Source organism: Desulfovibrio diazotrophicus (assembly GCF_902498985.2).
Taxonomy (GTDB): Bacteria; Desulfobacterota; Desulfovibrionia; order Desulfovibrionales; family Desulfovibrionaceae; genus Desulfovibrio; species Desulfovibrio legallii.
Map to the genome: position 1 here is coordinate 2,581,664 of NZ_OX346397.1, position 11,378 is coordinate 2,593,041.

At 65.8% G+C, this 11,378-nt stretch carries 12 protein-coding genes; 3 read left to right on the forward strand and 9 right to left on the reverse strand.

The features are described from left to right. Window position 1: 1 nt before the first annotated feature. The 9 genes from J7I12_RS11060 to J7I12_RS11100 form a co-directional block, all read right to left on the reverse strand. A complete protein-coding gene (locus tag J7I12_RS11060; RefSeq protein WP_118230857.1) occupies window positions 2–982 on the reverse strand; it encodes a 3-dehydroquinate synthase II family protein in 981 nt (326 codons plus the stop codon). A gap of 3 nt (window positions 983–985) precedes the next feature. Beyond that, entirely contained in the window at window positions 986–1,783 is a 798-nt protein-coding gene (locus J7I12_RS11065) for a 2-amino-3,7-dideoxy-D-threo-hept-6-ulosonate synthase (RefSeq protein ID WP_118230858.1), read from the reverse strand. Window positions 1,784–2,322: 539 nt separating this feature from the next. After that, the gene (locus tag J7I12_RS11070; RefSeq protein ID WP_118230859.1) at window positions 2,323–3,447 is read right to left on the reverse strand and encodes a DHH family phosphoesterase; all 1,125 of its coding nucleotides are present in this window, start codon (window positions 3,445–3,447) and stop codon (window positions 2,323–2,325) included. Between the two features lie 87 nt (window positions 3,448–3,534). Further along, window positions 3,535–3,900 (reverse strand): hypothetical protein, encoded by a 366-nt coding sequence (locus J7I12_RS11075; RefSeq protein WP_498793698.1) that lies wholly within the window; start codon window positions 3,898–3,900, stop codon window positions 3,535–3,537. Next, window positions 3,816–5,264, reverse strand: coding sequence for a sulfotransferase family protein (locus J7I12_RS11080; protein WP_498793700.1), 1,449 nt, complete (start codon window positions 5,262–5,264; stop codon window positions 3,816–3,818). Before J7I12_RS11080 ends, J7I12_RS11075 begins: the two co-directional genes overlap by 85 nt. A 50-nt stretch (window positions 5,265–5,314) precedes the next feature. Further along, window positions 5,315–5,887 (reverse strand): hypothetical protein, encoded by a 573-nt coding sequence (locus J7I12_RS11085; RefSeq protein WP_118230569.1) that lies wholly within the window; start codon window positions 5,885–5,887, stop codon window positions 5,315–5,317. Between the two features lie 168 nt (window positions 5,888–6,055). Beyond that, complete coding sequence (locus J7I12_RS11090) at window positions 6,056–6,331, reverse strand: HU family DNA-binding protein (protein ID WP_118230570.1); 276 nt, start codon at window positions 6,329–6,331, stop codon at window positions 6,056–6,058. A gap of 329 nt (window positions 6,332–6,660) precedes the next feature. Further along, on the reverse strand, window positions 6,661–7,533 hold the full coding sequence (gene murI, locus J7I12_RS11095) for a glutamate racemase (RefSeq protein ID WP_118230571.1): 873 nt from the start codon (window positions 7,531–7,533) through the stop codon (window positions 6,661–6,663). Between the two features lie 256 nt (window positions 7,534–7,789). Continuing rightward, window positions 7,790–8,680 carry a sulfite exporter TauE/SafE family protein gene (locus J7I12_RS11100; RefSeq protein ID WP_118230572.1) on the reverse strand — a complete coding sequence of 297 codons (891 nt, stop codon included), beginning with the start codon at window positions 8,678–8,680 and terminating at the stop codon, window positions 7,790–7,792. 392 nt (window positions 8,681–9,072) lie between these two features. Here J7I12_RS11100 and hisH point away from each other — a divergent pair, with 392 nt between their 5' ends. From hisH to J7I12_RS11115, 3 genes are all read left to right on the forward strand, one after another. Continuing rightward, entirely contained in the window at window positions 9,073–9,711 is a 639-nt protein-coding gene (gene hisH, locus J7I12_RS11105) for an imidazole glycerol phosphate synthase subunit HisH (protein ID WP_118230573.1), read from the forward strand. Beyond that, window positions 9,701–10,480 carry an imidazole glycerol phosphate synthase subunit HisF gene (gene hisF, locus J7I12_RS11110; RefSeq protein WP_118230574.1) on the forward strand — a complete coding sequence of 260 codons (780 nt, stop codon included), beginning with the start codon at window positions 9,701–9,703 and terminating at the stop codon, window positions 10,478–10,480. Before hisH ends, hisF begins: the two co-directional genes overlap by 11 nt. Window positions 10,481–10,981: 501 nt before the next feature. After that, on the forward strand, window positions 10,982–11,374 hold the full coding sequence (locus J7I12_RS11115) for an FmdB family zinc ribbon protein (RefSeq protein ID WP_483203510.1): 393 nt from the start codon (window positions 10,982–10,984) through the stop codon (window positions 11,372–11,374). Window positions 11,375–11,378: the final 4 nt, after the last annotated feature.

The window sequence follows — 11,378 nt, forward strand, 5'->3', positions numbered from 1 at the left end:
CCTAAACCTCCTGAATGTCTTCGCGCACGCGCATGCCGAAATGGCGGCCCGCCTCGTCCAGACGGCAGAGCACCGCATCGCCGGGCTTGAGGCCCACCACGCTCACGGGCGCGCCGTCGGGCGCGGTGAGGCGGATGGTTTCGGCATTCTGCAGGAAGACCGCGCCGCTGCGGGGGCCGTCTTCGGTTTCGGCCTGGGCCTCAATAAGCAGCATGGGCCGCACCTCAATCTTGACCCGGCCCAGAGTGGCCAGGGTGGCCGCGCCCTCCGCGTCCACAATAAGCACCTCCTGCCCGGCGCGCAGTTCGCCCAGGTAGGTGGTCTTGTCGTGGGGCAGACGGGTGTAGGCGTGCACGGCCCCGGCATTGACCCGGAAGGGCCGGGCGGCCACGTATTCGTTGTGTTCCGTTTCGGCGTGCACCAGAAAGGTGAAGGCGCTGGAATTGCCCACCAGCATGCCCTGGCCCCGGTGCAGCAGGGAAAGGGTATCCGCGCAGACGCGGTGCCCCAGACCCACGGATTCCACGCGGGTGATCACCGCGGGCAGGAGGGTTTCCCGCGGCTGCGCCAGCTTGCACTGGGGCACCACCTCTTTGAGCTGCGGGGCCGGGCCGGAAAAAACAATGCCCGCCACGCCGCGTTCCAAAATTCCCGCGGCCAGGCGGGCCTCCTCCAGGGTGCCGGCTTCGGCCAGCACCGTGTCGCTTTGGGCCAGAAGGTTCTCTACGGGGATGACCTCCCAGCCGCGCGCCAGCACCACGCGCTCGCCCTGGCGCAGACGGGCCAGCACGGCTTCTTCGTCGGCCTTGGAAGTCAGGGCGGCCAGGGGGGTATCCTCGTCGGCCCAGACAGCGCCGCGGGCCAGACCCGCCACCTGTTCCACATGTTCGCGGGGGGCGATGACGCCGTCCACGCCCGACTCCAGCGCCAGGGTCACGGCGCTTTTGTCAAAGGGCACACAGCGGAAGTAAATGCGCGACATGGGCTATTCCCCCACCATGGCCAGGGCCTGGTCCACATCGGCGTCCTGGTGCACAATGGCGCGCAGGGCCTTGACCAGCGCCACCCGGTTGGGATGCTGGAACACGTTGCGCCCCACGGAAATGCCCGCGCCGCCGGCCTGAAGAGAATCGTGGACCATCTGCAGGATCTGGCGGGTGGAATCCATGCGTTCGCCGCCGGCAATGACCACGGGCACGCAGCAGGCGGCCACCACTTCGGCAAAGCTCTCCACATCACCGGTGTAGGGCACCTTGACGATATCCGCGCCCAGCTCCACGCCCACGCGGGCGCAGTGGGCCACCACGGTTTTGTCAAAGCCGTTCTGCACCTGCGGGCCGCGCGCGTACATCATGGCCAGCAGGGGCACGCCCCAGTTGTCGCAGGATTCTGCCACCCGGCCCAGATCGGCCAGCATGAGGCGTTCGTTGGGGTCGCCCAGGTTTACATGTACGGAAACGCAGTCCGCGCCGTGCTTGAGGGCTTCTTCTACCGTGCCCACCAGGGTTTTGGCGTTGGGGTAGGGGGAAAGGGCCGTGGAGGCCGAAAGGTGGATGATCAGGCCGATATCGCTGCCCGCGCTGCGGTGGCCGCAACGCACCAGGCCTTTGTGCATGAGCACGGCGTCCGCGCCGCCTGTGGCCATGTCGTTGACGGTCTCGCGCATGTCAATAAGGCCTTCCACTGCGCCCACGGTGACGCCGTGGTCCATGGGCACGATGATGGTGCGCCCGTCTTCGCGGTTAATGATGCGTTCCAGCCGGATGCGTTTGCCCAGATACATGGTGGTCTCCTTCCCTTTGCTGAGTTGCGCGCGGTGTGCCCGCGCGGGTGGGGGAAGCGGAGCCCGGCTTTTTCCGGCGGCCGTTACAAGAAAAGGGCCGCCGGCGGATTTGCCTGCGGCCCTTTTGAACTTCCCAACTTTTCTTACGGCGTCAGCGAAGCTCCCGACCACAGGCTCCCATAAAGTACGCAAAGTAATACCAGCTGAAGAAGCCGGCGGCGTAAGCGGAGGTGTGGTTGGGGGCGATACGTTGCATGACGTGAACCTTTGTAAAATTCGTAAAAGCAGAATTACGCGCGGGCCGGGGACTTGTCAACAAAAAAATCGCGGGGCGGGCAAAAAGACGGCGGCGGGGCGCAACCCGCGAATTTTTGCGTTTTGCGCGGCGGCTGGTTCCGCCCGGAGTATCCTGCCCGGAGTATCCTGCCCGGAGTATCCTGCCCGGAGTATCCTGCCCGGAGTATCCTGCCCGGAGTATCCTGCCCGGAGTATCCTGCCCGGAGTATCCTGCCTGGAGCATCCCGCCCGGATTGCCCCGCTCAGGAGGGGGCTGGCCGGGCCTGCTCCGCATGGGCCTGGCTTGTATGGGGCTGGCCCGTTGCCGCCTGCTCCGCATGAGGCTGGTCCGTGTCGGCCGGGGCCGCAGCCGTGGTTGGGGCCGCCTGCTTGGGCCGCAGTTTGCGCGTCTCCAGCCGTTTAAGGACAAAATCCGCCGTTTTGACGCCTTCGGGCACGGCGCTCAGGGGAAATTCGGCCCGGCCCAGGGTGCGGTGCCCGCCGGCCTGGCCCACATCGTAGAAGCAGGCGTCGGCCAGGCGGCCGATGTCCCGTCCGCCGTCGCCGCGAAAAATGACGATAACGGTTTTGCCCACAATGCCGCTGACGGCTATCCATTTGAGGCCGTGCACGCGGGTGAAGAAATCGGCCACGGCCACCAGCAGGTCCGCGCTGTTGACCTCGTTGAGGCAGGTGTGCGCGCCCGCGCCCCGGCAGTCCGTAAGGGAACGGAACGCGCGGGAAAACAGGGGCAGCCACTGGCGCAGGTATTCGCTGCGCACAATGCGGCGCAGCACGTTGTTGTCCGCATGGCGTGAAAGCCACTGGTAGGCGCGGAAGTCGTCCTCGCCGCCAGAGCGTTCAAAGGCCGCCGTGTCCGTACGGATGCCGTAGAGCAGGGCCGTGGCCAGACGCGGGCCGGGCCGCACGCGCAGGCCCTGCAGGTAGCGGGTCATCATGGTGCTGGTGGCCCCCACGCCGGGGCGGATGTCCACAAAAGCCTCCGGCGTTGTTGCGTTGTCGTCCGGCGTGCCGGGCAAGGGGTGGTGGTCGATGATGCAATCAAACTGCAGGCCCTGAAAGGCCTTGTGGTGGTGGGGCTGCGAATCCACCATGGCAAAGCGCGTGTACTGGCAGGCCTTGTCCGGCTGCCAGGGCTTTGCCGGGATGTTCAGATAGCGGATCATGGCCAGATTGTCCGGCCGGGTTACTTCGTTGACGCGCGCAATATCCACGCTGTGCACGTGGTGAACCAGAATGCGCTTGAGCGCCAGCGCCGAGGCCAGAGCGTCCGGATCGGCATTGATGAGGATGCACCAGTGGTCGTCCTTGTTCAGGCTTTGCCGCCACTGCTTCATGTGGGCGACAAGTTCGGCATTGCCTGCCATGACATGTCCTTGTAGGGATTCCTGGTTCCGGCCCTCCCGTGTGGGCGGACCTTGTGTGGGGCCTTGGCCGGATTTTTTTGGGGGGGCTCAGGCCCCGCCGCGCAGCGTCGCTGCTCCTTTTTGCGCCAGCACGGCCAGAACAGGCAGCGAAGCGGCCAGCCCGTTCCACTGAAAAATTTCCACCAGGTGCGTGGCTGCGGTCGGCACACGGGCCATGACGGCAGCGGCCGTGCGGGCTTCCTCCGGTGTGAAGTCTGTAAGCGGTCGGTGCCGGTCGCCGCCGGCCGGGGCGCTCCAGTGGAGCAGCGCCGCGGTCTCCGGCAGGGCGGAACGCAGCAGACGGAACTGAGCATAGCCCAGGAGGTGGCCTACGTCCAGGCAAAGACGCAGGCCGTGGTCCTCCAGAAATCCCCTCCCCAGCGTGGCCGGGTCGCAGATGTCGATATTTTCCACCAGCAGGGGCGGGCCGCCCTCGGCCTGCCACAGGGCGGCAAAGTCCGCCAGCAGCCGACGCTGGCGGGCCGGCGCGCCGTCCGGCGGGTGCAGTACGGCCAGGCGCGGCCGCAAAAGGCGGCCTTGGCGGCCACGGCGCGGGCCAGGGCCACGCAGGCGGCCGCCGGGTGCGCGCCCGCAGCGCGCGCGGGCCAGGGCAGATCTACGGGCAGATGCACATGCCAGCGCAAGGGCAGGTCGGCCAGATCCGGGGGCAGATCTTCCGGCCCGTAAGTCAGGCAGGCGCGGGCTTCAAAAAACACAGGGCCACCTCGTCCACCTTGTGGGCCAAAAAGCGGGCGTTGGCCGCCACCGTGCCGGGCAGCACAAAGGATGGCGCCGCCAGGCGGCCTGCCAGAGGGTGCGCGGCAAGGGGGCCTTGCAGCCCGCCGGCCTCCCCGACCGTGGGCCTGCCCCCGGCAAAGCTCATGGCTGCGCCTCCGGCCCCGGCGCGCGCAGCGGGGCGGCGGCAACTGCCGCATGGCCGCCAGCCAGCCGCCTACGGCGCGGGTGCAGGCGGAGCTTTCCATATCGTCCAGGGGCGCGGGGCGTGCCGGGTCAGGGCGCAGGGCTGTGCAGATGCGCAGGGCCAGAGCGCCCCAGGGGGCTTGGTCTGTCGGCGCGTCCGGGTCTGCGGGGAGCGCCGTCGGCGTGTGGTGGCAAAGGTCCGCATCCAGAAAGTCGTTGCAGAAGACGGCGCGCTCTGCGGCGTCTACGGGCAGGCGCAGAAAGCGGGAAAGGCGTTCCAGAGCCGCCTGGGGATCGCGCAGTAAGGATTCGTAGTCCACCAGCATCCGGGGCAGCCCCGCACTGCCCGTGATGGCCCCCAGGGTATGGGCCACCCAGAGCGCATGGCTCTGCTCCGCGTCCAGATTGTCGCGGCGGGCCAGAGAAGCGGCTACGCTCTCTGGGTGGCGCAGGCAGATCAGGCAGTGCGGCCGTAAGGCCGCTGCCGCCAGCACCGGCCGCCAGAAGGGCATAAGCAGGCTCAGCCGCGGGTCCTTAAGGCCGTGGGGCGCGCCGCCCGCACATTTGTCGCGCAGCAGGGCCAGAGCTGCCGCCCCGGCCTCGCCGCCCGCCAGACGGCGTTGCTCCACGGCAGGAGGCGGCGGCCAGTGGCTCCAGTTCTGGCCCAGCTGCCGCAGCAACTGCCTGTTGCAGGCGTAGATATCCTCATCTTCAAAAAAACCTTTGGGATTGCAGGACAGGGGGGGCAAAAGCCGCGCGCCCAGATCCACACCCAGCACGCGCAGGGCGCGCGCCCAGGCGCTTGTACCGCTGCGGTGCATGCCCAGCACCAGAATCAGCCGCGCCGTTTCCGGCATGGGAGCCCCCTTGTGCGATGGGTGCGGAGAAAAAAGGCCGGATCCGGTGTTCAAAGCGCCAGCACCACCACCAGAAAACCGCTCTGCATGAGGACCGCCAGCCCTAAGGCCAGCCAGCGCATGCCGCCGGAAAGGGCGCGCGGCGTGCGCTCGGCGCAGAGCGCCAGAATGCCCTGCACGGTCCGCTGCAGGGGCCAAAGCAATACCAGCAGGGCCCAGAACAGCCCCGCCCAGGTAAACCAGCGGATTTCGCGGATATTCCAAAAACGCGCCAGTGTTTCGTAAATGTCCAGACCCCCGTTGCTGAAGGCGTTGGCGATGCCTTCCACCCGGTCCAGAGCCGTCCCTTCGTTGAAAATAAGCCCCATGCCCAGAAACAGGGCCAGCAGGGCCAGAAACAGCAAAAGGAACAGCCAGAAGGTCTCGAGCTGCCATTGGGCGTGGGCCGCGCCCAGCGCTTCGTCCCCCCGGATGCGGGCCATGCGCCGCAAGAGCAGGGCCAGCACCAGCACGGGCAGTGGCGTCAAGGTCAGACGCGGCAGCCAGAGCGCGAACGAACCGCTCGCCAGCAGCAGGTAGTTCAGCCAGAATAACCACGGCGTGGAAAGGGCAGCGGCGGGCATGGACGCTCCTAGGTATGAAATGCGATATATTATATATGTAAAATTAATTTACGTCCAGACGTGAAAAAACATTTTGACGCGTACCGCGCGAGGCTGCAAAAAAGCAAGCAAAGCGGCGCCGCCTCCTCAGGGATGCGGCGCCGCAAAAAATGGAGACAAAAACCAAGGCTACTTGATGGCGTCTTTCAGCCCTTTGCCGGGCGTAAATTTGGCGACCTTGCTGGCGGGGATGGTGATCTCCTTGCCGGTGCGGGGGTTGCGGCCCTTGCGGGCGGCGCGCTCCACAACCTTAAAGCTGCCGAAGCCGGTAAAGGTCACGGACTCGCCGGCGGCCAGAGCTTCGCGCAGGGCGGTAACCACAGCGTCCAGAGCTTCCTCGGCCTTGGCTTTAGTGGGCAGACCGGCCTTGGCATGGATTTTTTCAACAAGCTCAGCTTTTGTCATGATGCTTCTCCAAACGGATTTTGGTTTCCTGTGTTGCCGGTCCGGCAAGGGCTGGACCGAGCCCCGGGGCTGACGACGCCAGACGCCATAGAGCGCTCAACCTGTGCCGGTCCGGCAAGGATACGCCCCGGGGAAAAAGACCTCTGGCCGCGTCAATCGCGGTCGGACTGTCCCTTCCTTACGTGAGCCCCCCCCTCCTGTCAACGAAAAAGCGCAGAATCCCGCGCCCACTCTGGCTTTTGCGCCCTGGAGGGCCCAGAGACGCACGGGGACGGCAAAGGGATTTTTTTATATTATTCTATTATTCAAGTATGTTAAAAGATTGATAGCTACAAGTCTACCAAGGCCACTTCCGCCGGGTCCAGAGGCCGCCCCAGAAAGAGGCTGCCCGTGCGGGCAAAGCGGGCCGTGTTGTCCGTAGTCAGGAAGCGGCAGCGGCCGCCCTCGGCGGAGATTTCGTCGGGCCGCAGCAGGTCTTGGCGCTCCAGGGCAGCGGCCACCCAGGCCGCTGTGGTGGCCGCGGAATCCACAATGCGCACCTGCGGCCCCACCACCGGCCGCAAGGCCCCCAGCAGCAGCGGAAAATGCGTGCAGCCCAGCAGCAGCGTATCCGGCGCAAGGTCTGCGCTTGTGGCGGCCGGCAAAGCGGCTGGCGCGGCGGTTGGCGCGGGGAAGAGGTCGCTCAGGTAGCGGCGGGCCACGCCTTCCACCACGGGGCCCTCCATCCAGCCTTCTTCGGCCAGAGGCACAAAGAGGGTGCAGGCCCGACCCGTGACCACGGCCTGGGGCCGCAGCCGGGCGATGGCCCGCTGGTAGGCCCCTCCGGCAATGGTGGCTTCGGTGGCGATGACCACGATGTGCCCGTTATGGCTGGCCTGGACGGCGGCTTCCGCGCCGGGCTCCACTACACCCAGCACGGGCAGGGGGGCGAGGGCCTCGCGCAGGGTGGGCAGGGCCGTGGCCGTGGCCGTGTTGCAGGCCACCACCAGCATTTTTACGCCCATGTCCACCAGGGTGCGGGCGGCCTTGAGGGTGTAGCGGATGATGGTGTCGCGGCCCTTGGTGCCGTACGGCAGGCGGGCCGTATCACCGAGGTAGACAAGATCCTCATGGGGCAGGCGGGCATTAAGGGCTTTGAGCACGGTAAGGCCCCCCATGCCGGAATCAAACAGCCCCACGGGCAGGGCGGCGGTATGGCGCATGGCGTATCCTTTAAAATCTTTCACCTTTGAGAACAAACCTGCTCAAAGATTTTACCCCGTTCGCTTCGGCGTTTATCAGCACAACGACATTGCGCGCACGCCTGCGTGGTGTTTACTCGTGTCCTTGATATCCTCGGACATCAACGACATTGCGCGCACGCCTGCGTGGCGGGCGGCCGCTCAAGCAGTCGCCAGAGCAATTGCAACGTGAAACTGCCCTGACCGCGTGCAGGCTGCCCTGCGGCGGCGCGCGGCGCTACACACCTTGGCCCAAATAGCGCAGGGCTGTAAAGAGCAAAACCGCAGCCAGCAGCGCCTTGAGCGCAAAGGCGGGCACATGCTTCTGACAGCGCGCGCCCAGGTAGACGCCGCAAAGTCCGCCCAGCCCCACCAGCAGGCCCATGCGCCAGTCTGGGGCCACGGTCAGGTGGGGGTAAAAGGGGGCGAGCAGGGTGTAAAAGCCCACGCCGGCCAGCGAGGTCAGCCAGGTGGCCAACAGCGTGGCCCCGGCCACTACGTGCACGGGCAGGCCGAAACAGGCCACCAGGAAGGGCGCCATAATGGCCCCGCCGCCGATGCCGTAGGCCCCGCCCACCAGCCCCACCGCCAGGCTCAACAGGGCCAGCTTGCGAGTGGATACGCTGTAATGCGCGTCCTGAAACGTGAACTCCAGCACACGGCTGTTCCAGGCAAGCACGCGGCAGGAGGAAAGATTCTGCCCTGCGGGCCGGGGCGCTGGCCTGCGTCCCCGTTCCCGCCACAACAGACGGGCCATGCGCAGGCCCATATACAGCAGGAGCAGCCCGGCAAACAACTGGAAGCTGGCCGGATCCGGCAGGAGGGTAATGCGGATGAAAGCCCCCAGAAAAACCCCCGGCAGGGTGCCCAGAGCCACGGTAAAGGCCAGGGGCCAGAGCATGCGCCCCTCGCGCCAGTAGCGCCAGACGCCTGAAGGACAGGCCAGGACGTTGAAGAACTGGTTGGTGGAGCTGACGCTGGGGTTCACATAGCCGAGCACGCTCATCTGAAAAGGCAGCAGCAGAAAGGCCCCGGAAATGCCCCCCATGGAGGTGACGAAAGAAATGCCCAGCGCGGCGGCAAAGGGGATGAAGGGATGGCATTCAATGCCGGCTGTGGGAAAATACATGGCGCGCCCTCTCAGGTATTGTCAGAATAACAAAAAAATTATTGCAATAAAAACAATAAAATATTTATTCTGTTCTTCACGGTTTTTATAATAAGCGTGATTAATGCTCTTGTCACCCCAGGCCCCTTGGCGCGTCGCCCGCAGGAGGCTGATCCGCCTTCGCAACCGCCCGGCGTCGTTGGCGTTTTGTGGACTGAAAATTTTGCGATCGTTGCCGCATCCACCTTGTCCGGGCTGGGCCGACGCATTTTTGCGGCGGTCGGGCGGCAGGGGCGGCGTGCTGTGGCCCGCGTTGCTTGCCGGGACGGAAAAAGTTATAGTGCCTCTCCGCAACAGAGGTATTTGACCGGCGCTTCCCCCCGTTTGCGCCGTCCATACAAGAGAGGACGCACATGTTGGCCATTCTGGACTACAAGGCGGGCAATCAGACGAGCGTGCGCCGGGCCCTGGAGCATCTGGGCATTCCCTGCGCCATCACGGCGGATCCCGCGGCGCTGGACGCGGCCCAGGGGATAATCTTTCCCGGCGTGGGGGCCGCGGGCCAAGCCATGGGCGCGCTGCGCGCAAGCGGCCTGGATCAGGTGCTGCGCCGCGCCGTGGAGCGGGGCCGGCCCCTGCTGGGCATCTGCCTGGGCTGTCAGATTCTGCTGGAGCGCAGCGAAGAGAACGACACCCCCACCCTGGGGCTTGTGCCCGGCGTCTGTCGCCGGTTTGCGGACGGCATGCGCCAGGAGGACGGCACGCCGGCTCCGGTGCCGCACATGGGCTGGAACGATATCAATCTTCAGGCCCCCTGTCCGTTGCTCACGGGCGTGGACCCCGGCGCGGAATTTTATTTTGTGCACAGCTATTATGTGGAGCCGGCTCCGGACCTGGTGCTGGCCACCAGCGTGTACGGGCGGGAGTTCTGCTCACTATACGGGCGGGACGGGCTTTGGGCCGTGCAGTTCCATCCGGAAAAAAGCGGTCGCCCCGGTCTGACCCTGCTGCGCAACTTTTATCGCTACTGCGAGGCCCGCCATGCTGCGTAAGCGTGTCATTCCCTGTCTGGACGTGCGCAACGGCAGGCTCACCAAGGGCATCCGTTTTGCGGGCAACGAGGACATCGGCGACCCGGTGGAAAGCGCCCGCCGCTACTATGAAGAAGGCGCGGACGAAATCGTGTTTTACGACATCACGGCCTCGGCCGAAGCCAGGGGCATCTTTCTGGACGTGGTGGAGCGCGTGGCCGCGCAGATTTTCATCCCCTTTTCCGTGGGCGGCGGCATCGCCAGCGTGGCAGACATGCGCGCCGTGCTTCTGGCCGGGGCCGAAAAGGTTTCGATCAACTCGGCGGCGGTCAAAAATCCGCAGCTTATCCAAGAGGGCGCGGCGGCTTTTGGTTCCCAGGCTGTGGTGGTGGGCATGGACGTGCTGGCCGTGCCCGTAAGCCCGGAGATCCCTTCGGGCTACGAAATCGTCATCCACGGCGGGCGCAAACGCATGGGCCTGGACGCCGTGGCCTGGGCCCGGCGCTGCCAGGAGCTGGGCGCGGGCGAACTTTGCATCAACTCCATTGACGCGGACGGCACCAGGGACGGCTACGAACTGCGCCTCACCCGCGCCATTGCGGACGCCGTGAGCCTTCCGGTCATCGCTTCGGGCGGGGCGGGCGAACCCCGGCACATGCTGGAGGCCGTCACCACCGGTGGGGCTTCGGCCGCACTCATTGCCTCCATTGTGCACTACGGGCAGTACAGCATCCGCCAGTGCAAGGAATATATGGCCGCCCACGGCGCGTCCGTGCGGCTCACCTGGTGACGGGCTGGACTTTGCCGCCGAAAGTGTTTATACATACCCACTTAAATTACGGGGTTGTTTCCCCTGGAGGAAGTTATGGCTCATAAAAAAGTGGAACGCAAAAAGGAACTGGACCGCCGCCGTCACCGTCGCGAAGAGCGACTGAAGCAGCGCGTGCGCGAAGCCAAGGCCGCCAAAGCCTGACCCCTTGCACGCCAACGCCCCGTTGGCCGCATAGGCAATAGTGCGGCGTGGGGCGGGGCTTTTGTGTTACAGGGCTTTCCGCTTGCCCGAAGTGCGTTCGCGCGCCTTTGGGAAAGTGAAACGTTTTCGGCGGCGGGCGTGCGGGCTCCTCTTGCGGGGCTGCCGCGCAAACGCCCTGTTCCGCCCCTTTTATCCACAGCGTTCCTCCCGGCTGACGGCGGAACGTGCCCCGGGGCACTGCGGTTTCGTAGTGCCCCGGTAACAACTCTCATGGAGAACGGCGCGTGCGGTCCGGCCGCGCCGCCGTTACACTGTGCTATGCCTATCTACGAATATCAGTGTCCCAAGTGTCAGCACCGTTTTGAAGAATGGGTCAAACTGGCGGACGCCCACGGGCAGGAGCCCTGCCCCAAGTGCGGCACGCCCGCGCCGCGCATCATGTCGCACACGTCCTTTGTGCTTAAGGGCGGCGGCTGGTATGTGAGCGACTACGGCTACCGTAAAGGCATCAAGGAAGACGGGTCTTCCGCCACGGCCGCCGCGTCCGATTCCGGTTCGGGCGCCTCCGGCGGCAGCGCCGGTTCCGCCCCCGCCGCTTCCGGATCTGCCGCGCCCGCCAAAGCGGCGAGCGCCCCTGCGGCGGCCCCTGCGGCGGCCCCGGCGGCCCCCGCTGCGTCCACCACGTCCAAGCCCGCTCCCGCGGCCTCATGAGGCA

Bases quoted from the DNA above. Each gene is read 5' to 3' on its own strand.
- J7I12_RS11060 (WP_118230857.1), bottom strand. From the start codon at position 982: ATGTCGCGCATTTACTTCCGCTGTGTGCCCTTTGACAAAAGCGCCGTG.
- J7I12_RS11065 (WP_118230858.1), bottom strand. From the start codon at position 1,783: ATGTATCTGGGCAAACGCATCCGGCTGGAACGCATCATTAACCGCGAA.
- J7I12_RS11070 (WP_118230859.1), bottom strand. From the start codon at position 3,447: ATGGCAGGCAATGCCGAACTTGTCGCCCACATGAAGCAGTGGCGGCAA.
- J7I12_RS11080 (WP_498793700.1), bottom strand. From the start codon at position 5,264: ATGCCGGAAACGGCGCGGCTGATTCTGGTGCTGGGCATGCACCGCAGC.
- J7I12_RS11085 (WP_118230569.1), bottom strand. From the start codon at position 5,887: ATGCCCGCCGCTGCCCTTTCCACGCCGTGGTTATTCTGGCTGAACTAC.
- J7I12_RS11090 (WP_118230570.1), bottom strand. From the start codon at position 6,331: ATGACAAAAGCTGAGCTTGTTGAAAAAATCCATGCCAAGGCCGGTCTG.
- murI (WP_118230571.1), bottom strand. From the start codon at position 7,533: ATGCGCCATACCGCCGCCCTGCCCGTGGGGCTGTTTGATTCCGGCATG.
- J7I12_RS11100 (WP_118230572.1), bottom strand. From the start codon at position 8,680: ATGTATTTTCCCACAGCCGGCATTGAATGCCATCCCTTCATCCCCTTT.
- hisH (WP_118230573.1), top strand. From the start codon at position 9,073: ATGTTGGCCATTCTGGACTACAAGGCGGGCAATCAGACGAGCGTGCGC.
- hisF (WP_118230574.1), top strand. From the start codon at position 9,701: ATGCTGCGTAAGCGTGTCATTCCCTGTCTGGACGTGCGCAACGGCAGG.
- J7I12_RS11115 (WP_483203510.1), top strand. From the start codon at position 10,982: ATGCCTATCTACGAATATCAGTGTCCCAAGTGTCAGCACCGTTTTGAA.